Source organism: Massilia sp. LC238 (assembly GCF_000735635.1).
Lineage (GTDB): Bacteria > Pseudomonadota > Gammaproteobacteria > Burkholderiales > Burkholderiaceae_D > Telluria > Telluria varians.
The window spans coordinates 47,248-70,168 of record NZ_JNNN01000005.1; the positions used below are offsets into that span (position 1 = coordinate 47,248).

The 22,921-nt window shown below is 65.3% G+C and carries 23 protein-coding genes and 1 tRNA gene; 19 read left to right on the forward strand and 5 right to left on the reverse strand.

Features of this window, described 5'->3' with window-relative positions:
- Positions 1 to 12: 12 nt before the first annotated feature.
- Both FG94_RS01120 and mscL read right to left on the reverse strand, forming a co-directional pair.
- Positions 13 to 1,188, reverse strand: a complete 1,176-nt coding sequence (locus FG94_RS01120) for a Do family serine endopeptidase (protein ID WP_036206018.1) — start codon at positions 1,186 to 1,188, stop codon at positions 13 to 15.
- A 47-nt stretch (positions 1,189 to 1,235) separates the two neighbouring features.
- Positions 1,236 to 1,649 carry a large conductance mechanosensitive channel protein MscL gene (gene mscL / locus FG94_RS01125; RefSeq protein ID WP_036205960.1) on the reverse strand — a complete coding sequence of 138 codons (414 nt, stop codon included), beginning with the start codon at positions 1,647 to 1,649 and terminating at the stop codon, positions 1,236 to 1,238.
- A gap of 228 nt (positions 1,650 to 1,877) precedes the next feature.
- Between mscL and petA the strand changes: the two genes are divergently transcribed.
- The 7 genes from petA to FG94_RS01160 all read left to right on the forward strand — a co-directional run bounded on the left by petA (position 1,878) and on the right by FG94_RS01160 (position 7,230).
- A complete protein-coding gene (gene petA / locus FG94_RS01130) occupies positions 1,878 to 2,492 on the forward strand; it encodes a ubiquinol-cytochrome c reductase iron-sulfur subunit (protein ID WP_036205961.1) in 615 nt (204 codons plus the stop codon).
- Between the two features lies 1 nt (position 2,493).
- Positions 2,494 to 3,909 carry a cytochrome b N-terminal domain-containing protein gene (locus FG94_RS01135; protein ID WP_036205962.1) on the forward strand — a complete coding sequence of 472 codons (1,416 nt, stop codon included), beginning with the start codon at positions 2,494 to 2,496 and terminating at the stop codon, positions 3,907 to 3,909.
- 22 nt (positions 3,910 to 3,931) lie between these two features.
- The gene (locus tag FG94_RS01140; RefSeq protein WP_027867482.1) at positions 3,932 to 4,693 is read left to right on the forward strand and encodes a cytochrome c1; all 762 of its coding nucleotides are present in this window, start codon (positions 3,932 to 3,934) and stop codon (positions 4,691 to 4,693) included.
- Positions 4,694 to 4,792: 99 nt separating this feature from the next.
- On the forward strand, positions 4,793 to 5,404 hold the full coding sequence (locus FG94_RS01145; RefSeq protein WP_026354566.1) for a glutathione S-transferase N-terminal domain-containing protein: 612 nt from the start codon (positions 4,793 to 4,795) through the stop codon (positions 5,402 to 5,404).
- A 129-nt stretch (positions 5,405 to 5,533) separates the two neighbouring features.
- The gene (locus tag FG94_RS01150; RefSeq protein WP_036205963.1) at positions 5,534 to 6,016 is read left to right on the forward strand and encodes a ClpXP protease specificity-enhancing factor; all 483 of its coding nucleotides are present in this window, start codon (positions 5,534 to 5,536) and stop codon (positions 6,014 to 6,016) included.
- Positions 6,017 to 6,041: 25 nt separating this feature from the next.
- Positions 6,042 to 6,117, forward strand: a tRNA-Thr gene (locus tag FG94_RS01155).
- Positions 6,118 to 6,306: 189 nt separating this feature from the next.
- The gene (locus FG94_RS01160; RefSeq protein ID WP_081925706.1) at positions 6,307 to 7,230 is read left to right on the forward strand and encodes an ATP-binding protein; all 924 of its coding nucleotides are present in this window, start codon (positions 6,307 to 6,309) and stop codon (positions 7,228 to 7,230) included.
- Between the two features lie 16 nt (positions 7,231 to 7,246).
- Here FG94_RS01160 and FG94_RS01165 read toward each other — a convergent pair whose 3' ends face one another.
- Both FG94_RS01165 and FG94_RS01170 read right to left on the reverse strand, forming a co-directional pair.
- Positions 7,247 to 7,795 (reverse strand): glycoside hydrolase family 104 protein, encoded by a 549-nt coding sequence (locus FG94_RS01165; protein WP_229445805.1) that lies wholly within the window; start codon positions 7,793 to 7,795, stop codon positions 7,247 to 7,249.
- Between the two features lie 224 nt (positions 7,796 to 8,019).
- Complete coding sequence (locus tag FG94_RS01170; protein ID WP_036205964.1) at positions 8,020 to 9,228, reverse strand: cation:proton antiporter; 1,209 nt, start codon at positions 9,226 to 9,228, stop codon at positions 8,020 to 8,022.
- A gap of 282 nt (positions 9,229 to 9,510) precedes the next feature.
- Between FG94_RS01170 and FG94_RS01175 the strand changes: the two genes are divergently transcribed.
- From FG94_RS01175 to FG94_RS01215, 9 genes are all read left to right on the forward strand, one after another.
- Positions 9,511 to 10,767: an ABC transporter substrate-binding protein gene (locus tag FG94_RS01175; RefSeq protein WP_036205965.1), complete on the forward strand. Its 1,257-nt coding sequence runs from the start codon at positions 9,511 to 9,513 to the stop codon at positions 10,765 to 10,767.
- Positions 10,768 to 10,772: 5 nt separating this feature from the next.
- On the forward strand, positions 10,773 to 11,648 hold the full coding sequence (locus FG94_RS01180) for a carbohydrate ABC transporter permease (RefSeq protein WP_036205966.1): 876 nt from the start codon (positions 10,773 to 10,775) through the stop codon (positions 11,646 to 11,648).
- A gap of 32 nt (positions 11,649 to 11,680) precedes the next feature.
- A complete protein-coding gene (locus tag FG94_RS01185; protein WP_051995964.1) occupies positions 11,681 to 12,547 on the forward strand; it encodes a carbohydrate ABC transporter permease in 867 nt (288 codons plus the stop codon).
- Positions 12,548 to 12,553: 6 nt separating this feature from the next.
- Positions 12,554 to 13,618, forward strand: coding sequence for an ABC transporter ATP-binding protein (locus FG94_RS01190; protein ID WP_036205968.1), 1,065 nt, complete (start codon positions 12,554 to 12,556; stop codon positions 13,616 to 13,618).
- A gap of 77 nt (positions 13,619 to 13,695) precedes the next feature.
- Complete coding sequence (locus FG94_RS01195; RefSeq protein WP_036205969.1) at positions 13,696 to 14,742, forward strand: LacI family DNA-binding transcriptional regulator; 1,047 nt, start codon at positions 13,696 to 13,698, stop codon at positions 14,740 to 14,742.
- A 90-nt stretch (positions 14,743 to 14,832) separates the two neighbouring features.
- The gene (locus tag FG94_RS01200) at positions 14,833 to 16,200 is read left to right on the forward strand and encodes a GH1 family beta-glucosidase (protein WP_051995955.1); all 1,368 of its coding nucleotides are present in this window, start codon (positions 14,833 to 14,835) and stop codon (positions 16,198 to 16,200) included.
- A gap of 31 nt (positions 16,201 to 16,231) precedes the next feature.
- Entirely contained in the window at positions 16,232 to 18,721 is a 2,490-nt protein-coding gene (locus tag FG94_RS01205; RefSeq protein WP_036205971.1) for a glycoside hydrolase family 3 protein, read from the forward strand.
- Entirely contained in the window at positions 18,718 to 19,680 is a 963-nt protein-coding gene (locus FG94_RS01210) for a glucokinase (RefSeq protein ID WP_036205972.1), read from the forward strand. Before FG94_RS01205 ends, FG94_RS01210 begins: the two co-directional genes overlap by 4 nt.
- 11 nt (positions 19,681 to 19,691) lie before the next feature.
- Complete coding sequence (locus FG94_RS01215) at positions 19,692 to 21,002, forward strand: sugar MFS transporter (RefSeq protein ID WP_036205973.1); 1,311 nt, start codon at positions 19,692 to 19,694, stop codon at positions 21,000 to 21,002.
- Positions 21,003 to 21,007: 5 nt separating this feature from the next.
- Here the strand turns inward: FG94_RS01215 and FG94_RS01220 are convergent, their stop codons facing one another.
- A complete protein-coding gene (locus FG94_RS01220; protein ID WP_036205974.1) occupies positions 21,008 to 21,946 on the reverse strand; it encodes a LysR family transcriptional regulator in 939 nt (312 codons plus the stop codon).
- A gap of 89 nt (positions 21,947 to 22,035) precedes the next feature.
- Between FG94_RS01220 and sugE the strand changes: the two genes are divergently transcribed.
- From sugE to FG94_RS27575, 3 genes are read left to right on the forward strand one after another with little or no spacing between them, the layout of a single operon-like run.
- A complete protein-coding gene (sugE, locus tag FG94_RS01225) occupies positions 22,036 to 22,353 on the forward strand; it encodes a quaternary ammonium compound efflux SMR transporter SugE (RefSeq protein WP_036205975.1) in 318 nt (105 codons plus the stop codon).
- Between the two features lie 10 nt (positions 22,354 to 22,363).
- Complete coding sequence (locus FG94_RS01230; protein WP_027864502.1) at positions 22,364 to 22,723, forward strand: NADH-quinone oxidoreductase subunit A; 360 nt, start codon at positions 22,364 to 22,366, stop codon at positions 22,721 to 22,723.
- A 13-nt stretch (positions 22,724 to 22,736) separates the two neighbouring features.
- Complete coding sequence (locus tag FG94_RS27575; RefSeq protein ID WP_161783924.1) at positions 22,737 to 22,910, forward strand: hypothetical protein; 174 nt, start codon at positions 22,737 to 22,739, stop codon at positions 22,908 to 22,910.
- Positions 22,911 to 22,921: the final 11 nt, after the last annotated feature.

Genomic DNA, 22,921 nt, shown 5'->3' on the forward strand with positions numbered 1-22,921 from the left:
GTCCGAAAAAAGTTACTGGGGCTGGCGCGGACGCTTGCCGACGGTGACGTCGAGCGTGGACTCGCGGTTCTTGCGCAGGATGCGCAGCGGCGCCTTTTCGCCCGGCTCGAGCTGGGCGATCAGGTTGAGCATCTCGCTGGTGTTGGCCACGTTCTTGCCGCCGACCGCGACCAGGATGTCCCCGGGACGCATGCCGGCGCGGTCGGCCGGGCCGCCGCGCACCACGCCGGCGATGATGGCGCCGCTCGAGCGGCCCAGGCCGAAGCTTTCGGCCAGTTCGGGCGTGATGTCCTGCGATTCGATGCCGATCCAGCCGCGCACCACCTGGCCGTGCTTGACGATCGAGTCCAGCACCATCTTGGCGGTGCTGACCGGGATGGCGAAGCCGATGCCGACCGAGCCGCCGGTCTGCGAATAGATGGCCGAGTTAATCCCGAGCAGCTGGCCGTTGGTGTCGACCAGCGCCCCGCCCGAGTTGCCGAAGTTGATCGCGGCGTCGGTCTGGATGAAATTCTCGAAGTGGTTGATGTGCAGGTTGTTGCGCCCCAGCGCAGAGATGATACCGAGGGTGACGGTCTGGCCGACCCCGAACGGATTGCCGATGGCCAGCACCACGTCGCCCACCCGCGCGCCTTCCGGATCGCCCAGCACCATCACGGGCAGCTTGCGCTCATTGATGCGGATCACGGCCAGGTCGGTTTCCGGATCGGTGCCGACGATGCGCGCCGCCGCCTTGCGACCGTCCGCCAGGCCGACCTCGATGACGTCGGCGCCTTCGATCACGTGGTTGTTGGTCAGGATGTAGCCGTCGCCGCTGACGATCACGCCCGAGCCCAGGCTGGCCAGCTGCTCGTCGGGCGGCATCCGGTCGCCGAAGAAGCGGCGGAAGAAGGGGTCCTTGAGCAGCGGATGCGTCTCGCGCGTGGCCTTGCTGGTGAGGATGTTGACGACGGCCGGCATGGCGCGCCCGGCCGCCTCGCGGTAGCTGCCGCTGGCCGGCACGCTGGCCCCTTGCAGCACCGGCACCTGCTGGCCGGCCGGGCCGAGCGCCACCCGCGCGGGCGCGCGCTCCAGCCAGTCCGGGCGCATGGCGGCGACCACGAAATACAGCGCCAGCGCGACCGTGACGGCCTGCGCGAACAGCAGCCAGAAGCGCCTGAACGCTCCCGGCTGGCGCCGCGGGCGCATGCCCGGCGGCTTGAGTTCATGGACGCTGTCGCTCATGGCTTGCTTTCTCAGGGCTTCTTCAGGGAGTCGCGGATGTCGCGCAGCAGCAGGATCTCTTCCTTCTCGGCCGGCGTCGGCGCCTCGACCGGGCCACGCAGGCGGTTCACGACGCGCACCATCTGGAAGATGACAAAGGCGAGCAGGATGAAGTTCAGCAGAATGGTGAGGAAGTTGCCGTAGGCGAGCACGGCGCCCGCCTTTTGGGCCTCGGCCAGCGGCAGCGCGGTGTCCTGGCCATTCAGGGGCAGGTAGTAATTCGAGAAATCGAGGCCGCCGAACAACATACTGATCGGCGGCATGATGACATCCTTCACCAGCGAATCGACGATGCGGCCGAAGGCGCCGCCGATGATCACGCCGACCGCAAGATCGACGACGTTGCCGCGCATGGCGAAGGTTTTGAACTCTCCCATCATTGACATGTTTGTTCCCCTTAGGTTGTTTTTGAGTCATGCGATTTCATGATACCCCAAGCGACAATGCTACGGATGCACACGCAGCTTTGTGGTCTAACAGGAGGGTCAATTCCACGCGGATGTGTCCGCTTGATAATTTTTTTCCAATCGGTATTGCCGTTCACATATAATTTTGTGTTGCTGGAAGCTCTTTATTGATTCTTAAGATTCGTATTTTCACGGAGTGGGGTTGGTATGAGTATTGAAAAGCAGGTCGATTCAGGCCGACGCGGACTGCTCGTCGCGACATGCGCTGCTGGTGGCGTCGTCGGGGTGTCCACGGCGGGCGTTCTTGTGAGTACCTTCCAGCCGTCGGAGCGGGCGAAAGCCGCCGGCGCCCCGGTCGAGGTCGACATCTCCGACGTCAAGCCAGGCGATATGAAGGTGGTCGAATGGCGCGGCAAGCCGGTCTGGATCCTGCGCCGCACCCCGGAGATGATGGCCACCCTCGAGAAGGACACGGCCGAACTGGCCGACCCCAACTCCGAAAAAGAATACCAGCTGCCCACGCCGGAATACGCCAGGAACCCCTGGCGCGCGCGCGAAGACCACAAGGAAGTGCTGGTCACGGTCGGCATCTGCTCCCACCTCGGCTGCTCGCCGTCCTCGCGCCTCGCGTCCGGCCCCCAGCCGAATCTGCCCGACAACTGGCCGGGCGGTTTCCTGTGCCCCTGCCACGGCTCGACCTTCGACCTGTCGGCGCGCGTCTTCCGCAACAAGCCGGCGCCGACCAACATGGACGTCCCGCCGTACATGTACCTCTCCGATAACAAGCTGATCATCGGCAAAGACGAGAAAGGCGAGGCATAACATGGGCGGCCCATTCAAAGAAACCCAAGTCCCGGCCAACGCGGGCGCAGGCACCAGGGCACTGGCCTGGGTCGACGACCGCTTCCCGCTGTCGAAGCTGTGGAACGACCAGTGGGGCAAGTACTACGCGCCGAAGAACTTCAACGTCTGGTACCTGTTCGGTTCGCTGGCCATGCTGGTGCTGGTGCTGCAGATCGTCACCGGCATCTTCCTGACCATGCACTACAAGCCGGACGCCAACCTGGCCTTCGGCTCGGTCGAATACATCATGCGCGAAGTGCCGTGGGGCTGGCTGGTGCGCTACATGCACTCGACCGGCGCCTCGATGTTCTTCATCGTGGTCTACCTGCACATGGCGCGCGGCCTGATGTACGGCTCCTACCGCAAGCCGCGCGAGCTGATCTGGCTGTTCGGCTTCGGCATCTTCCTGTGCCTGATGGCCGAAGCCTTCTTCGGCTACCTGCTGCCATGGGGCCAGATGTCGTACTGGGGCGCCCAGGTGATCGTCAACCTGTTCGGCGCGATCCCGGTCATCGGCCCGGACCTGTCGCTGTGGATCCGCGGCGACTACGTCGTGTCGGACGCCACCCTGAACCGCTTCTTCGCCTTCCACGTCATCGCCCTGCCGCTGGTAATCCTGGGCCTGGTGGCGGCGCACCTGATCGCGCTGCACGAAGTCGGCTCGAACAACCCGGACGGCATCGAGATCAAGGACAACCTGGACGCGGACGGCCATCCTGTGGACGGCATCCCCTCGCACCCCTACTACTCGACCAAGGACTTCTTCGGCGTGGCGGTGTTCCTGACCATCTTCTCGGCGGTCGTGTTCTTCGCGCCTGAAATGGGCGGCTACTTCCTGGAGTACAACAACTTCCTGCCGGCCGACCCGATGAAGACTCCGCCGCACATCGCGCCGACCTGGTACTTCACGCCGTTCTACTCGGTGCTGCGCGCCACCACCGCCGACTTCATGTACGTGCTGATGGCCGCGATCGCCGCCTACGTCGTGTTCATCTGGCTCAAGTCGCGCCTGGCCTACAAGACCAAGATCGCGGTGGCCGTGATCGGCCTGGTCCTGATCGTCGGCATGCTGCCGCAGGTGCTGGATGCGAAGTTCTGGGGCGTGGTGCTGTTCGGTTCGTCGGTGGTGATCATCGCCTTCCTGCCGTGGCTCGACCACTCGCCGGCGCGCTCGATCCGCTACCGTCCGGACTGGCACAAGTACGTGTACATCCTGTTCGGCCTGTGCTTCGTGGCCCTGGGCTACCTGGGCACCCAGCTGCCGACGCCGGCCTACACCATCATCTCGCAAGTGGCGACCCTGCTGTACTTTGCGTTCTTCCTGTTGATGCCGTGGTGGAGCACGATGGGCCGGTTCAAGCCGGTCCCGAATCGCCTGACCTACTCGGCACACTAATCACGGACCAAAGGACAGACACATGAAATTTGCGAAGAAACTGATCGCGGTCCTGGCCCTGGTGCCGGGACTGGCATTCGCCGCGGAAGGCGGCTTCCCGCTCGAGCCGGCACCGGAGCGCAGCGACCTGGCCTCGCTGCAGAACGGCGCCAAGCTGTTCGTGAACCACTGCCTGAACTGCCACTCGGCGTCCGCCATGCGCTACAACCGCCTGCGCGATATCGGCCTGACCGAAGAGCAGATCAAGAACAATCTGTTGTTTTCACAAGACAAGGTTGGCGGCATGATGACCACAGCCATGCGCCCGGACGACGCCAAGACCTGGTTCGGCGCCGTGCCGCCGGATTTGTCGGTGATGGCGCGCGCGAAAGCCTCGCCTTCGGGCACCGGCGCGGACTACCTGTACACCTACCTGCGCACCTTCTACAAGGACGACGCCCGCCCGACCGGCTGGAACAACATGGTGGTGCCGAACGTGGCCATGCCGCACGTAATGTGGCAGGAACAGGGCGTGCGCCAGGCGAAGTTCCAGGACGTGCCTGACCCGCACGAAGCCGGCAAGACCCTGCATAAGTTCGTCGGTTTCGAAGCGGTACAACCGGGTACGATGACCCAGCAGGAGTTCGACACCGCCACCGCCGACCTGGTTGCCTACCTGGTGTGGATGGCTGAGCCAGCGCAAGACACGCGCAAGAAGTTGGGGGTTATCGTGTTGCTGTTCATGACAGGATTTGCCTTCCTTGCTTGGCTTTTAAACAAATCCTACTGGAAAGAAGTGAAGTAAATTCGCTTTCATTGCCCGGTTGGCTATAATACGGGCAATCATTTTTCGGGGTGAATCGCTAGGCGCTTCACCCCATTGTTTCTTAAGGAACTATAAACCATGATGGTTCTCTACTCCGGCACCACGTGCCCGTTCTCCCAACGCTGCCGCCTGGTCCTGTTCGAAAAGGGCATGGACTTCGAGGTGCGCGACGTCGACCTGTTCAACAAGCCGGAAGACATCTCGACCATGAACCCCTACGGCCAGGTGCCGATCCTGGTCGAGCGCGAACTGATCCTGTATGAGTCGAACATCATCAACGAATACATCGACGAGCGCTTCCCGCACCCGCAGCTGATGCCGGCCGACCCGCTGATGCGCGCGCGTGCCCGCCTGATGCTGTTCAACTTCGAGAAGGAACTGTTCGTCCACGTGCACACGCTGGAAAGCGAGCGCAACAAGACGAACGACAAGAGCCACGACAAGGCCCGTTCGGAAATCCGCGACCGCCTGACCACGCTGGCTCCGCTGTTCCTGAAGAACAAGTACATGCTGGGCGACGAGTTCTCGATGCTGGACGTCGCGATTGCCCCGCTGCTCTGGCGCCTGGACCACTACGGCATCGAGCTGTCGAAGACCGCAGCCCCGCTGATGAAGTACGCCGAGCGCATCTTCTCGCGTCCGGCCTACATCGAGGCGCTGACCCCGTCCGAGAAGGTGATGCGCCGCTGATGCCATGTGCGGGCGGGTCCTCCCCGTCCGCATCTTGCGTCACTCGATTCGATACGCGCCGGTTTCGGACGCCGCCCAGGCGAATCCGGTAAACTGGCGCGGTCAGGTATAGCTTTTTTTATCACATCCATGTCAGAGATCTCCACCAAGCCCTATCTGCTGCGCGCCATCTACGAGTGGTGCACGGACAGCGGCTACACGCCCTACCTCGCGGTCAAGGTCGACGCCGCCACGACGGTGCCGATGGAATACGTCCGCAAAGGCGAGATCATCCTGAACATCAGCTACGGCGCCACCTCGGGCCTGAAGATGGACAACGACGCGATCCACTTCCGGGCGCGCTTCAATGGCGTCTCGCGCGAGCTGTACATTCCGGTGCAGAACGTGCTGGCGATTTATGCGAACGAGAATGGGCAGGGGATGGCGTTCGAGGTGAACGTGACGGCGTCGGAGATGGCGCCCTCGTCTGCCGAGGAAGCTTCTGCGCCGTCGCTGTCGGCGGTGCCGGGCAAGCAGGCGGAAACGCCGGCGGCTGAAACCGCTTCCACGCCGAGCGATGACGACGAGCCGCCCAAGAAGGGTGGGCGTCCAACGTTGACACGCATCAAATAGCGTATAATCGTTGTTCCAAGATTAAGCCGACTTAGCTCATCAGGTAGAGCAGTTGATTTGTAATCATCAGGTGGCGGGTTCGAGTCCTGCAGTCGGCACCAACTTCCCAGGCATTGAGCCCAGCCATTTGGCTGGGCTTTTTGTTTTCCGTCCTTCTACAAGCTCGCCCGAAAGCCGGGAAACAACAAATGCGCGAAGCAGGACAATTCCGGGTCAAATGTGCGGAGCCGCTTAGTATTACAGGGCTATAATCTACTTGTTAAATTTCTCCCATCGCATCCGATGACCTGATGGAAGTCTCGCGCATCACGCAGGGGCGCATGCAGCTGCGCCGCAGCGCGGTCGAACTGTCCGCACTGGTGACGGGCGCCGCCCAGGACCTGGCCGCGACCATGGAAGCGGCAGGCCATACGCTGCGGCTGTCGATTGCGCCGCCGCCGGTCACCGTGGACGGCGACCCGACGCGTCTGTCGCAGGTCGTGCTGAACCTGCTCACCAATGCGGCCAAGTACACGCCGGAGGGCGGCCTGATCGAACTCCAGCTTGCCTGCGACGGGGACATGGCCGAGATCCGGGTAAGCGACAACGGCATCGGCATCCCGGCCGACGCGCTTGCCAATATCTTCGACATGTTTTCGCAGCTCGAACCCGCGCTGGAGCGCTCCAGGGGCGGACTCGGCATCGGCCTTGGGCTGGTACGCGGCATCGTGGAACTTCATGGCGGCAGCATCGCGGCGGACAGCGCCGGCCCGGGCCAGGGCAGCACGTTCAGCGTGCGCCTGCCGCTGTCGATGGCGGCCGCCCGTCCCGCGGAGGCCGCCCCGGCCGGCGCCCTTCCGGCCCGGGTACGGGTACTGGTCGTGGACGACAACGAGGATGCTGCGCAGATGCTGGCGATGGCGCTCGAGTGCTCGGGCTGCGAGACCCAGGTCGCCCATTCGGCCGCCCAGGCGCTGGAACTGCTCCCTGCCTTCGCGCCCGCGGCGGCGCTGCTGGACATCGGCCTGCCGGACATGAACGGCTACGAGCTGGCCCGCCGCATGCGCCAGCTGCCCGCCGGCGCGCATGCCATGCTCATCGCCACCACCGGATGGGGCCAGCAGAAAGACCGCGAACGCGCCTTCGAGGCCGGCTTCGACCACCATATCACCAAGCCGATCGACTTCGAACTGCTGCAGCCCTTGCTGCAAGGGCTCGCGGCGCGCGATAGCTGATGGATCGCTTTGCCGCTCAGGCGACGCTGCCGCCCGCATCGCGGTAGGCGGAGAGAAAGCGATCGAAGCTGACGTAGCGTTGCGGCGGGTAGTGGTTGCGCTGCCCCGGTCCTTTCGGCAGCGCGGCCCAGATGCGCGCGACCTTCGGCATGACCTCCGCAATCGCGCCCTGCTTGATCGCGTCGATGATGCCCAGGCTGCGCAGGATCTCCACCGCAATCAGGTCTTGCGTACGCGGCGAAAAATCCCGAAGTCCGAGCTTGGCGCCATGATGCTGCCAGGTGGGACGGGTGATCTGGTACATGCCGGCCGCGGTGGACTTGCCGCCGATACCAGGCCCAGGATGGGTCGACATATCGGTGAAGCGCCAGCGATCGTCCGACCTTCCCTTCAGCGCGCCATACCGGAAATCATAGCCGCCGCCTTCGGCTGCCGCGATCGCCTTCAGGAAGGCGGCGACGTTCGGATGGGTGAGATGCTCCTCGTTCTCTGCCAGGAGCGCTTCGGCGCGCGACGAGGATCGGGATGTGGCGTCCAGCGTCGCCGTGCGTTTTGAGATAGACATGATTTCCTCCCAACGAGTGCTCGCAAGCGCCGGCGCCGTGGGTGGTCACCGGCTCTGCACTCATCATAGGAAAGAAGCGTGCCCGGCAGTTGAGCGCGCGCAGGCGGGCCTCGCGTCGCACCCACATTCCTTGCGCAAACACCTTGCAGCCGGGTACAAGAATCTGGCAGGAAATTCCAGCCACCTGGAAAGAACAAGGCCGCCGGATCGGCGGCCCTCTCGCATCAGGAACTGGCCTGTTCGACCAATCCCCTGTTCTGTACCCGGCTCAGCTTCGGATGCACGATCGGGATCGTCAGCATCGTGCTGGCCACCGCCATCAGGAGCAGCGCGGTAAAGGTCTCGCTGGTGATGATTTGCTTGTCGAGCAGGATGTTGGCGAAGATGATCTCGATCAGGCCCTTGGTCTGCAGCAGCCAGCCGATGATGGAAGCCTCGCCCTTTTTCCAGCCGAGCGCCCGGCCGGCGATGTGCGCGCCGGCGAGCTTGCCGCCCACCGAGGCCAACAGCAGCAGCCCGGCCACGAAGAACACCGGATAACTGCCCACGTCCCACTTCGTACGTAGGCCGGTGCTCAGGAAGAACACCGGCATCAAGACCAGCAGCACGTTCTTGAACAGCGCGTCCAGTTTCTCCTGCTCGAACCAGTCCGCATCCATCACCACGCCGGCCAGGAAAGCGCCCACCATGTAGTGCAGGCCGGCCCAGTCGGCGCCGAGGCTGCAGGCGATCAGCCAGATCAGGGCGACATACCAGCGGTCCCTCGCGGGCAGGCGCAGCATCAGCCGGCGGAACAGGATGGTCAGCACGCCGAAGGCCAGCAGGAAGCCGAGCTGGCGCCCCACGCGTTCCCAGTCCAGCATGATCAGCGCCAGCACGCCCCAGATGGCGACGTCGTCCAGGCTTGCATAGCGCAGGATGCGCTGGCCCATCGGCTGGCGCAGGATGTCGAGCTTTTCCATCAGGAGCACCAGCACCGGCAGCGCCGTCACCGCGCAAGCCATGCCGATGCCCAGCACGAACTGCCAGGAGGCGCCGCTGGGGCCGATCCAGCCCTCGTAGGCGAGCAGCAGCAGGGCTGCGCCGCAGCCGAACAACAGCGGCATGCTCAGCGACAGGCCGGCCGTGGTCACGCTCTCGCGGCGGTACTGCCACACCTTCTTCAGGTCGAGCTCGATCCCGGCCAGCATCACGAACAGCATCACGCCCCACCAGGCGATGCCGTTGAGCGTCTTCACCACGTCCGGGTTGAAGACGAAGCGGTGGTACTCGGGATAGACCGCACCCAGGATGCCGGGCCCCAGCAGGATGCCCATGATGATCTGGACGACGGCCAGCGGCGCGAAATAATCGGTCCTGCCAAGCCGCCACACCAGGTAGGGTGCAACGAAAATGAGCAGCATCGCGATCAGGAAAATCTCGGTGGTATTCATGGTCTCTCCAGGCCTGTCTCGTCTCTTGCATTGCGCAAGGCGGACATTGTAGTGCGCTGAACGCAGGCGATGACTGGAAACGATACCACACCATTCGGCTGCCGGGACATGGGCTGTCGCCTATTTTTTGCGCAGCTTTTATTACCTTGGCGACATCAGAAATGTGCCAGAATCCTGATTGCAATATTTGTTTGACCCCGATTTCACCCGGTGCTATAGTCGGGCAAAGCCGATGGTAACGTTTCCAACTTTACCAAAAATACAGGCACACACGGAGACACGATGTTCACACCACGCACCCTGGCGACGGCCTGCGCATGGCTCGCCGCTGCCATGACGCCTGCCGCGCCGGCGCATGCCGCGTCGGTGCCCGCCGGCCCCAGGGCGGAAGTCATCCACTGGTGGACCTCGGGCGGCGAATCGGCTGCGGTCAAGCAGGTCGCCCAGGCCTACCGCGATGCCGGCGGCGTGTGGATCGACACCGCGATCGCCGGCGGCGACCAGTCCCGTGCCGTGACCATCAACCGCATCGTCGGCGGCAACCCGCCCACCGCGGCCCAGTTCAACACCTCCAAGCAGTTCCTCGACGTGATCGAAGCGGGGATGCTGAACAACGTCGACGCCGTCGCGCGCGCCCAGAACTGGGACCAGATGCTGCCCACCCCGATCATCGACGTGATCAAGGTGCAGGGCCATTACTACGCGGTGCCGCTGAACATCCACATGCAGACCTGGTTCTGGTATTCGAAGGCCGCGTTCAAAAAGGCCGGCATCGCGAAGGAGCCGGGCAGCATGAGCGAATTCTTCGACGCGCTCGACAAGCTCAAGGCCGCCGGCATCATCCCGCTCGCCCACGGCGGCCAGTCCTGGCAGGAGACCGTGCTGTTCTCGGCGATCCTGGCCAACATGGGCGGCAAGGAGCTGTACCTCAAGGCCATCCGCGACCGCGACCAGGCCACCCTGCTCTCGCCGCAGTTCCGCCAGGTGCTGCTGGCCTTCAAACGCCTGAAATCCTATGTCGATGCAGGATCGCCGGGGCGCAACTGGAACGACGCCACCGCCCTGGTCATCAGTGGCAAGGCGGGCTTCCAGGTGATGGGCGACTGGGCCAAGGGCGAGTTCACCAACGCAGGCCAGGTCGCGGGCCAGCACTACGGCTGCATGGCCGGTTTCACCCCGGCCACGCCCTACCTGATCCAGGGCGACGTGTTCGTCTTCCCGCGCACCGACAAGGGCCAGGCCGTCAAGGCGCAGCAACTACTCGCCAACGTCGTGTCGCAACCCGGCCTGCAGGTGGGTTTCAGCAAGCTGAAAGGCTCGATACCGGTGCATACCGATGCCGATGCGACAGGACTCGACCTGTGCGCACAAAAGGGCATCGAGATCATGAAAGACCGCGCGCGCCAGGCCGGCGTCACCGAGGTGTACCTGACGCCGGACCAGAACGGCGCCATGCAGGACGTCCTGACCGCCTACTGGAACACCAATATGCCGGTCGAACGCGCCCAGAAGAGCATTGCCAACGCCCTCAAATACTGACCGCCATGCTCCTTCTCCGCGCCCACAGAATCAGTCCCCACATTGCCCTGCTGCCGATGGCGCTGACGGTGCTGGTCGCCTACGTCGGCGCGGCGCTGTGGACCCTGCGCACCTCGTTCACGGCCTCGCGCACCTTCCCGTCGGATAACTTCATCGGCGCCGCCCAGTATGTGCGCCTGTTCGACAACGAGCGCTGGCTGATCTCGCTGAACAACCTGGCCGTCTATGGCGCGCTGTTCATCGTCGCCTGCATGGTGCTCGGCTTCCTGCTGGCGGCCTTCATCGACCAGAACGTCAGCGGCGAAGGTTTCCTGCGCACGGTCTTCCTGTATCCGTATGCGATGTCCTTCGTCGCCACCGGCCTGGTGTGGCAGTGGATGCTGGCGCCCGGCGCCGGCATCGAGGGCGCGGTGCGGCAACTGGGATTCCCGGGCTTCCGCTTCGACTGGATCATCGACCAGGAGATGGTCATCTACACCATCGTCATCGCCGCCGTCTGGCAGGCCTCGGGCCTAGTGATGGCGATGATGCTGGCCGGCCTGCGCGGCATCGATCCGGAGATCTACAAGGCGGCGCGCCTGGACGGCATTCCGGCCTGGCGCGTCTACCTGCAGATCGTGCTGCCGATGCTGGGGCCGACCGTGGCCACCGTATTCCTGCTGCTGTGCACCGCCGTCGTGAAACTGTACGACGCGGTGGTGGCCATGACCGGCGGCGGCCCGGGCACCGCCAGCGAGGTGCCGGCCAAGTTCATCATGGACCATTTGTTCCTGCGTTCGAACATCGGCCTGGCCTCGGCCGGCGCCGTTACCCTGCTGATCCCGGTGCTGGCCCTGCTGGCGCCCTATGCCTACGCACGCAGCCGGAGGAAACGCGCATGAGCTCCACTACCCTGCAGCCGGCCGTTCCCGTGATGCCGCTCGAACCCGTGAAAACCGCCCCAGCCGCGCGCCGCAAGCGCCTGTCGCCGGCACGCATCGGCGTCTACGCCTTCCTCTTCAGCGCCGCGCTGTACTTCCTGCTGCCGCTGTACGTCATGATCATCACCTCCTTCAAGTCGATGGACGAGATCAGGAACGGCAACGTGTTTGCCCTGCCCCTGCTCGCCACCGTCGAGCCGTGGAGGAACGCCTGGAGCCAGGTCAGCGGCGGCTTCTGGAATTCGGTGGCGATCACGGTGCCGAGCACCGTCATCCCGATCCTGCTAGGCGCCATCAACGGCTACGCGCTGTCGTTCTGGAAGCCGCGCGGCGCCAACATCCTGTTCGGGGTGCTGCTGGCCGGCGCCTTCATCCCGGTGCAGGTGATGATCTACCCGCTGGTGTGGATGATGGCGCGCGCCGGCGTGTTCGGTTCGCTGCCGGCCATCGTGCTGGTGCACGTCATCTTCGGCATGCCGATCATGACCCTGCTGTTCCGGAACTACTACGCCTCGGTGCCGCACGAGCTGTTCCAGGCCGCGCGCATCGACGGCGGTGGCTTCTGGCGCATCTTCCTGCAGGTGATGCTGCCGATGTCGCTGCCCATCGTGGTGGTCGCCGCCATCATGCAGGTCACCGGCGTGTGGAACGACTACATCCTCGGCCTGGTGTTCGCGGGCCGCGACAATGCGCCGATGACGGTGCAGCTGAATAACGTGATCAACACCACCACCGGCACCCGCCTGTACAACGTCAACATGGCCGCAACCATGCTGACGGCCGCGCTGCCGCTGGCGATCTATTTCATCTCGGGACGCTGGTTCGTACGCGGCATCGCCGCCGGCGCCGTCAAAGGATAAACGAGCATGTCGAACGTCCACCTCCGCAAGCTGTGCATCACCCGCGGCAGCAACCAGGTCATCCGCGACCTCGACCTGCAGGTCGAGCCGGGCGAGTTCCTGGTCCTGCTCGGGCCTTCCGGCTGCGGCAAGTCCACCCTGCTGCACAGCATCGCCGGCCTGATCGACCTGGCCGAGGGCTCGATCGAGATCGGCGGGCGCGACATGAGCCATGCCGACCCGAGCGAGCGCGGGATCGGCATGGTTTTCCAGTCGTACGCGCTGTACCCGACCATGACGGTCGAGAAGAACATGTCCTTCGGCCTGCGCATCTCCGGCGCACCCAAGGCCGAGATCGGGCGCCGCGTGCAGAAGGCGGCCGCGATGCTGCAACTGGAGTCGCTGCTGGACCGCAAACCTGCCCAGCTCTCCGGCGGCCAGCGCCAGCGCGTGGCGATCGGCCGCGCCCTGGTGCGCGAAGCCGGGGTCTACCTGTTCGACGAGCCGCTCTCGAACCTGGACGCCAAGCTGCGGGCGGAACTGCGCCGCGAACTCAAGATGCTGCACCAGGCGCTCGGTTCGACCATGATCTACGTGACCCACGACCAGGCCGAGGCGATGACCCTGGCCACCCGCATCGTCGTGATGCAGGGCGGCCGCATCCAGCAGATCGGCACGCCGAGCGAAGTCTACGAGCGTCCGGCCAACCGTTTCGTGGCGGGCTTCCTCGGCTCGCCGTCGATGAACTTCGTCGACGGCCGGCTCGAGGGAGAGCTGGATGTGCAGCGCCGCTTCAGCGCCGGTGCATTGACGCTGAACCTGGCGCCGGACTGCGTCGCACCATCGGGCGCGGTGACGCTGGCGGTGCGGCCGGAAGACATCCACCTGATTCCAGATGGCCCGCTGCAGGCCACGGTCACGCTGGTCGAGCCGATGGGCAACCACCAGGTCGTCTGGCTGGACTGCGGCGGCCACCAGCTTTCGAGCATCGTGCACGACCCGCGGCCGCTGGACACCGGGCAGGCGGTGCGCTTCGACATCGATGCGGCGCGGGTCTCGCTGTTCGATCCGGCAAGCGGCAAGCGCCTTTAAGACAGGTGCCAGTGTCAGATGAATGCAGTATGCTTCGGTGTTTATCGAATAACTAAACAACAGCTTAGGGATCCTCAGTGGCAACCATCAAGGACGTAGCGCGTCTCGCCGGCGTCGGCCTCGGCACCGCCTCGCGCGTGGTCAGCGGCAAGGGCTCGGTGTCGCCGGCGACGCTGGAACGCGTGCGCAAGGCGATCGACGAGCTGGGCTTTCGTCCCTCGCACGCGGCGCGCGCCCTGCTGTCCGGCACCAGCCGGATGGTCGGCGTTTACATCCCGGTCCTGAGCGGCACCTTCTACACCCCGATCCTGCAGATCATCGATACCGAATTGCGCGCCGCCGGCCTGCACATGGTGGTGGCCTTCGGCGTCGGCCTGGGCGACGCGCGGCGCCAGGCCATCGAGGGCATCGAGTTCCTGGTCGAGCGCGGCTGCGACGGCATCGTCATGATGACCAGCGCCCTCAGCGACGAGGACCTGGCCAACCTGGGCGGCAAGCAGAAGCAGATCGTCGCGCTGAACCACGAGTTCAAGCAGATTCCCGAGCAGTGCTTCACGGTCGACCACATGCTGGGCGGACGCCTGGCCGCGCGCACCCTGCTCGACTACAAGCACCGCGACATCGCCGTGATTGCCGGCCCGACGGCGCTGGCCGACAACGTGGCCCGCATCGACGGCTTCATGCGCGAGCTGCAAGCCGAGGGCATCGACACCAAGAAGGTCTGGATGATGGAAAGCGACTTCTCGCCCCAGGGCGGCTGGTCGGCGGCCAAGGCGCTGGTCGATTCGGGCACCAAATGCACCGCCCTGTTCTGCGCCAACGACGAGATGGCGGTGGGCGCGCTGGCCTACTTCCAGGAAGCCGGCATCAGCGTGCCGCGCGACCTGTCGGTGATCGGCTACGACGACACCCCGAGCGCCGCGTTCTCGGCCCCGCGCCTGACCTCGGTGCACATGCCCTGGCGCGAGATGACGCTCAATGGCCTGAACGCCCTGCTCAACCGCTGCTACGACCTGCACCGCCCGGTGACGCGCACCTTCCCGGTGAGCGTCACGCTGCGCGCCTCGCTGGCCAAAGGGCCGAGCGAAAGCGCGACCGGACGCACGCGCAGCAGAAAGAAATAAGAGGGAGGGCCGCCCGTCGGCCTTTTTTTTAGATTGCAATTGGAAAGCTTTCCAAATATCCTAGCGTAACAAGCTCAACCAGACCAGACCATGACAAAAGCATCCCGTCCCGAGCCGAGCGCCCCATCGCGCGGCGATTTCGCCCCCGACTTCTTGTGGGGCTGCGCCACCTCGTCGTACCAGATCGAAGGCGCCGGCCAGGAAGACGGCCGGGTCGAATCGATCTGGGACCGTTTCGCCGCCACGCCGGGTAGAATCAAGGACGGCTCCAACGGACTTGTCGCCTGCGACCACTACCACCGCTGGCCGGAAGACTTCGACATCGGCCGCGACATGGGTCTGAACGCCTACCGCTTCTCGATCGCCTGGCCGCGCATCTTTTCCGAGGTGGGCGGCAAGCCCAACGAAAAGGGCCTGGATTTCTATTCGCGCCTGGTGGACGGCATGCTGGAACGCGGCCTGCAGCCCTGGGCCACGCTCTACCACTGGGACCTGCCGCAGTACCTGCAGGACCGTGGCGGCTGGAACAATCGCGCCACCGTCGACGCCTATCTTGCCTTTGTCGATGCGATGACGCGCCGCCTGGGCGACCGCGTCCAGCACTGGATCACCCACAACGAACCCTGGTGCACGGCCATCATCGGCAACTACGAAGGCTGGCACGCCCCGGGCAATACCGACTTCAAGACCGCGCTGCAGGTGGCGCACCACGTGCTGCTCTCGCACGGCAAGGCGGTGCCGCTGATCCGCGCCAACGTCCGCAATGCCAAGGCCGGCCTCGCCCTGAGCCTGCATCCGGTACGTCCCGCTTCCAGCCAGCCTGAGGACATTGCCGCCGCCGAACGCCACGACGGCCTGCGCTACCGCTGGTTCCTCGATCCGCTCTATGGCCACGGCTACCCGAAAGCGATCCTGGAAGCGATCGGCGACGCCGCCCCCGTCGTGCTGCCGGGAGACCTCGAGGCCATCGCGGTGCCGACCGACTTCCTCGGCGTGAACTACTACTTCCCCGAGACCATCCAGCACGCACCGGGCCACGGCCCCCTGTCGGCGCGCGTGCTGCCGCCCGCGCCCGGCGTGGAAACCACCTACATGGGCTGGGAAGTGGCGCCGCAGGGCCTGGCCGAACTCCTGCTGCGCATCGAGAAGGACTACCATCCGGGCCCGATGTACATCACCGAGAACGGCTCCTGCTATGCCGACGAGGTGGGCGCGGACGGCGAGATCGACGACGTCGAGCGCCGCCACTACCTGATGCGGCACCTGGCCGCCTTGAACGCGGCCATCAGGGACGGCGTGCCGGTCAAGGGCTACTTCGCCTGGAGCCTGCTCGACAACTTCGAATGGGCGGAGGGCTACCTGAAGCGCTTTGGCCTCACCCACATCGATTACGCAAGCCAGCAGCGCCGCCTGAAGGGCAGCGGCAAGTGGTACCGTTCCTTCCTGCGCGGCGAATAAAACGACATACAACAAGACAGCGAGACGACCAATGAAACCCATGCTTCGCAACCCGGTACTGGCGCTTGCCATCGCGCTGGCCCTTCCCGCCACGGCAGCTCCCTTGACCGACTGGCCCACCGTGCGCAGCGCCATCGCCAAGGACGCGGCGCTCGAACAGCGCGTCCGTGACATCGTCAGCACGATGACGCTGGCGCAGAAGGTCGGCCAGATGACCCAGCCCGAGATCAAGAGCGCCACGCCGGAAGACGTCAAACGCTACTACCTCGGTTCGGTGCTGAACGGCGGCGGCAGCTGGCCGAACGGGAACAAGCATGCCAAGGCGGCCGAATGGCTGGCGCTGGCGCAGCGCTACCACGAGGCCTCGATGGCCACCGACATGGCGGTCAAGGTGCCGGTCGTGTGGGGCACGGACGCCGTCCATGGCCACAACAACGTGTTCGGCGCCACCCTGTTCCCGCACAACATCGGCCTGGGCGCGGCGCGCAACCCGAAGCTGATGGAGGAAATCGGCGCGGCCACCGCGAAAGCCACGCGCGCCAGCGGCATCGCCTGGGTCTTCGGCCCCACCCTGGCCGTGGTGCGCGACGACCGCTGGGGACGCACCTACGAGAGCTATTCCGAGAATCCGGACATCGTGAAAAGCTATGCCGGCGCCTACGTGCGCGGCATGCAGGGCAACTTGAAGGATGACGCCAACACCATCGCCACCGCCAAGCACTTCATCGGCGACGGCGGCACCGAGTTCGGCAAGGACCGCGGCGTCAACAAGTCCAGCAAATCGCAGATGATCAACATCCACGGCGCCGGCTACTACCCGGCCCTGGAGGCGGGCGTGCAGACTGTCATGTCCTCGTTCAATTCCTGGAACGACGTGGCGGGCGGCACCAACTACGGCAAGATGCACGGCAGCCGCGCCATGCTCACCGACGTGCTGAAGACGAAGATGGGCTTCGACGGCTTCGTCATCACCGACTGGAACGGCCACGGTGAAGTGCCGGGCTGCCGCAACGACAGCTGCGCGGCCGCGATCAATGCCGGCAACGACATGATCATGGTGCCGGACGACTGGAAAGCCTTTATCGCCAACACCATCAGGCAGGTGGAAAGCGGCGAGATCCCGATGGCGCGCATCGACGATGCCGTGAGCCGCATCATCCGCGTCAAGCTGCGCGCCGGCCTGTTCGACAAGAGCCCGGCGCAGAACGCCTACGCCGGCAAGGACGAGGTCATGCAGCCGCGCGAGCTGGCGCGCCGTGCGGTGCGCGAGTCGCTGGTGCTGCTCAAGAACGATCAGCCAGTCCTGCCGATCGCACGCGGCAAGAAGATCCTGGTGGTCGGCAAGACGGCGGACGACATGTCGAACCAGAGCGGCGGCTGGTCGATCACCTGGCAGGGCACGGCCAACACCAATGCCGACTTCCCGAATGGCGACACGGTATTGGCCGGCATCCGCGAGGCGGCCGGCAAGGACAATGTCACCTTCAGCGTCGACGGCAAGGGCGTCGACCTAGCGAAGTTCGACGTGGTGGTGGCTGTGATCGGCGAGCGCCCGTATGCGGAAGGCGACGGCGACATCGGTCCGAACGGCACCCTGCGCCACTCTGGCCGCTATCCGGAAGACCTGGCGGTGCTGCAGGCAGTCGCCGGCAAGGGCAAGCCGGTGGTCACCGTGTTCGTCTCGGGCCGTCCGCTTTATGTGAACGACCTGCTCAACCTGTCGGACGTGTTCGTGGCCGCCTGGCTGCCGGGCACCGAGGGCAAGGGCGTGTCGGACCTGCTGGTATCCAGCGCCAAGCGCTACGACTTCAGCGGCAAGCTGCCCTTCTCGTGGCCGAAATCGGCCTGCCAGACCGACTTGAACGTGGGCGACAAGAATTACGCTCCGCTGTTCGCCTATGGCTACGGCCTCAAGGCGGCCACGCGCTCGAAAGTCGGCAAGCTGGACACCGCCTATCCGCAAGGTGGCTGCGGCGTCAGCAACAGCTTCCCGGTGTTCAGCCAGGCCGACCGCGCCAGCTTCCCGCTGACGATCCGCAGCGGCGGGCAAACCCTGGTGCTGGGCGCCGACCTGAACTCGACCTTCAGCCTGCCGGGCGTGAGCGTGCAAACTTCGCAGGTGAACACCCAGCAGGACGCCAAGCTGGTCACCTGGACCGGCCCCGCCACCGTCGAGGCGCGCGGCGCCCGCGCCATGGTGCTGCCGGCCGCGGCCGCTACCCGTGCGGCGCTGCGCTTCGACACCATCGTTTCAAACGCGCCAGCCGGCAAGGTCACGATGCGCATGGGCGCCGGCAGCCTCGACACCACCGCCCTGTTCAAGCGCCTGGCCGGCAAGGGCAAGCAGACCGTCGCTATCCCGCTGGCCTGCTTCCAGGCCAGGGGCGCGGACCTGGCCAAGGTGGACACGCCCTTCAGCGTGAGCAGCGACGCCGCCTTTGCCGCCGCCTTCACCAACATCGAGATCGCCGGCGGCGCAGCGAGCGAAGCCGATGCGGTGCGCTGCGAGGAACTGCGATGAGCGCAGAGCCAAGGCTGCTGGCGGACATTGGCGGCACCAACGCCCGCTTCGCCCTGCAGTCGGGCGAGGACTTCATCGATGTCGAGGTGCTGGCCTGCGCCGACCACGCCACCCTGGGCGAGGCCATGCAGGCCTACCTCGCCAAGGCGGCCGGCCGCGGGCTGGCGGTGGAGCGCGTGCGCCATGCGGCGCTGGCGATCGCCAACCCGGTCGAGGAAGACCGGGTCAGCATGACCAACCACCACTGGAGTTTCTCGATCGAGGAGCTGCGCCGCCAACAAGGCCTGGCCAGCTTGCTGGTGGTGAACGATTTCGCCGCGCTGGCGATGTCGCTGCCGCACCTGGCGGCAAGCGGACGTGAGCGCATCGGCGGCGGCATCGAACTGGTGAACCGGCCCATCGGTTTGATCGGCCCGGGCACGGGCCTGGGCGTGTCCGGCGTGATCCCGGCCGGAAGCCGCTGGATCGCCCTCGCCGGCGAAGGCGGCCACGTGAGCTTCGCGCCCTCGACGAAGGAGGAAGTGGCAATCCTGGAAGCGCTGTGGGGAGAGTACGGCCACGTGTCGGCGGAACGCCTGCTGTCGGGCATGGGCCTGGAGCTGATCCACTGGGCCTTGAGCGGCAAGCGCGTCGACGCCCCAAGCATCACCGGCGCCGCGATCGAGGGCACGTCGAGCGACTGCGTCAAGACGGTCGAGATCTTCTGCGCGGTGCTCGGGAGCGTTGCGGGAAACGTCGCGCTGACCCTGGGCGCGACCGGCGGCATGTATATTGGTGGCGGCATCGTGCCAAGGCTTGGTAAACTGTTCACCGAATCAGCTTTCCGCGCACGCTTCGAGGACAAGGGGCGTCTCAGTCCCTACCTCGCACGCATCCCGACCTACCTGATTACCGAGCAGTACCCGGCGCTGCGCGGCGTATCCGCGATGCTGTCGGACCATATCGCGACCCTGCAATAAACGGAGACCCCATGCAGAACACAGTCAAGAACCCGGCGCCGGCGGCGGCGCAGGCGCTCGAATCCGAGCACAACCCGCACACCGGCGCGCTCGTCATCGTCACCATCCTGTTCTTCATGTGGGGCCTGCTCACGTCGCTCAACGACGTCCTGATCCCGCACCTGAAGTCGATCTACACCCTCACCTACCTGCAGGCGATGCTGGTGCAGTTCTGCTTCTTCGGCGCCTACTTCATCGTGTCGCTGCCGGCCGGGGCATTGATCCGCAAGATCGGCTACCAGAACGGCGCCGTCACCGGCCTGATGATCGCGGCCGCCGGCTGCGCCCTGTTCTACCCGGCCTCCAAAGGCGGCTACGGCCTGTTCCTGTTCGCCTTCTTCGTGCTGGCGAGCGGCATCACGATCCTGCAGGTGGCGGCGAATCCTTTCGTCACCGTGCTCGGGCCGGCGCGCACCGCGTCCAGCCGCCTCACGCTCACCCAGGCCTTCAACTCGCTCGGCACCACGGTGGCGCCGGCGCTGGGCGGCATCCTGATCCTGTCCACGGTCGCGCTGAGCGCCGAGCAGCTGGCGGCGCTGCCGGCCGCCGAGCAGGCCGCGCACAAGGCCGCCGAGGCGGCCGCCGTGCAGGGCCCGTATCTCGGCCTGGCCGCGGCGCTGGCGCTGCTGGCGGTGCTGTTCGCGGTGGCCAGGCTGCCGAAGATCAGCCATGCGGACGACGGCAAGCCGGCCGTCGACGGCAAGGGCGGCGCCATGGCCTACCGCCACCTGGTGCTGGGCGCGGTCGCGATCTTCCTGTACGTGGGCGCGGAAGTCAGCATCGGCAGCTTCCTGATCAACTTCCTCGGCGAGGGCAACATCGCGGGCCTGAGCCACGCGGATGCGGCGCAGTACGTCAGCCTGTACTGGGGCGGCGCCCTGGTGGGCCGCTTCATCGGCTTCGCCGTGATGCGCTACGTCAGCCCGGGCAAGACCCTGGCCGTGAATGCCCTCGGTTCGATCCTGCTGGTGCTGGCGGCGACCTTCGGCGAAGGCCAGCTGGCCATGTGGGCGATCATCGCGGTCGGCCTGTTCAATTCGATCATGTTCCCGACCATCTTCAGCCTCGCGCTGCACGGCCTGGGCAAGTTCACCGGCCAGGGCTCGGGCATCCTGTGCATGGCCATCGTCGGCGGCGCCGTGGTGCCCTTCGTGCAGGGCATGTTCGCCGACACCATCGGCCTGCAGCCGTCCTTCCTGGTGCCGGCCGTGTGCTACCTGTTCATCCTGTACTTCGGCCTGAAGTACGCGAACCTGCACAAGCAGCCGGTGGCGGCGGCCTGAAGCCGTCAGCCCTTCCAGGAATGCCCGCCTGACAAGCGGGCATTTTTTTCGTCCTCGCGCAGCGCTTCCATCAGGGCGATGAAGCGGCGCGCCGCCAGGGCCGGCGGACGCTCGTTGTTCCAGATGACGTCGACAAAGAAGCGCAGCACATTGGTGAAGTTCGCGGTCGGGATCTCGACCAGTTCGCCATGCTCGAGATGTTCGCGCACCAGGCCCGAGGGCAGCCATGCCCAGCCCAGGCCAGCCTTCACCAGCGCCAGCGCCGCGGCCGGGTTATCGGTTCGCCATTGCATGCGCGCGACGGCGATGCGCTTGTCGACGTACTCGGTGTCGCGGCCGGCGACCAGCACCTGGCGCTCGGCGAGCAGGTCTTCGTCGCGGATGGCTTCCTTGCCCATGCGCTCGCACAGGGGATGGCCGGGCGCGACGACCGCGACCAGCCTTTCCTCGGCCACCTCCTCGAAGGCTTCGTTGGTTTCGCGCCCATAGCGCTCATAGACCAGGGCGAGGTCTGCGCGCCCGCTCTGCAGCATGGCCAGCGCATCGGCCTGCGGCGCGGTCAGCACTTCCACCTTCAGCAACGGGTATTCCAACGCCAGCCGGCGCAGCGCTTCGCTCCACGGCGCCGCCGCCAGCAGCTCGGGCACCAGGGCGATCGTCAGGGAGGTTTCCAGTCCCTGGGTCAGCGACAGCGCATGGCTGTTCATGCGCTGCAGCTGCTCGACCAGCAGGCGGGCCTGCGGCAGCAGCACCGCGGCATGCGCCGTGGGCCGCGGCTCGCGGCCGCTGCGGTCGAACAGCTGCAGGTCGAGTTCCGCCTCCAAGCTGGCGATCGCCATGCTGACGGCGGATGGAACGCGCCGCAGCGCCCGTGCCGCGGCCGAGAAGGAACCGTGGTCCACCGCCGCCAGGAAGACTTTCAGGTTGTCGAGATCAAAGGCCATCTTTCAATTTTACTGACAGCTTCTGACTTTTTCTATCTCAAATACAGAAATAAGATGCCGTCATCGTTTTTGCATGGAAAGGAAACATCATGGTCTGGGGAGCCCTCCTCGTTGCCGGCCTGTTCGAAATCGCCTGGGCGGTCGGTCTCAAATACACCGAAGGATTTTCGCGCCTGTGGCCCTCGGTCGGCACGCTGGCGGCGATGGCCGTCAGCTTCGGCCTGCTGTCCTATGCACTGAAGACGCTGCCGGTGGGGACAGCCTATGCGATCTGGACCGGCATCGGCGCGATCGGCACCGCGATCGTCGGCATCGTGCTGCTGGGCGAATCGGCCTCGCCGGCACGGCTGCTGTGCATCGCGATGATCGGCGCCGGCATCGTCGGCCTGAAGATGGTTTCACACTGAACGAGCGATCATGGATATTTCTGAATACTTGCCGGTCCTGCTTTTCATCCTCGTCGGCATCGCCGTGGGCGTCGTGCCGCAATTGCTGGGCCGCGCGCTCGGGCCGCACCGGCCGGACGCGCAAAAGCTGTCCGCCTACGAGTGCGGCTTCGAGGCCTTCGGCGATGCAAGGATGAAGTTCGACGTGCGCTACTACCTGGTCGCGATCCTGTTCATCCTGTTCGACCTGGAAGTGGTGTTCCTGTTCCCCTGGGCCGCGGCCCTGATGGAGCTCGACAGCGCCGGATTCTGGGCCGTGATGGTCTTCCTGGGCCTGCTGGCGGTGGGTTTCGCCTACGAATGGAAGAAAGGAGCGATGGAATGGGACTGAGGAGCTGCACGACATGAACGCCATGCTCGTCTCGAATGGCCTGATCGGGCTATGCCTGGCCTGGATTGCATGGCGCGAGTTCAGGTCGCGCAACCGGCGCGATGCCGGCATCCTCGGAAGCGCGGCCTGCATCGCCCTGGCGGTCAGCGCGGGTACCTGGCTGCACGTGCTGGAGCACGGCTGGTAGCCCTTGCTGGC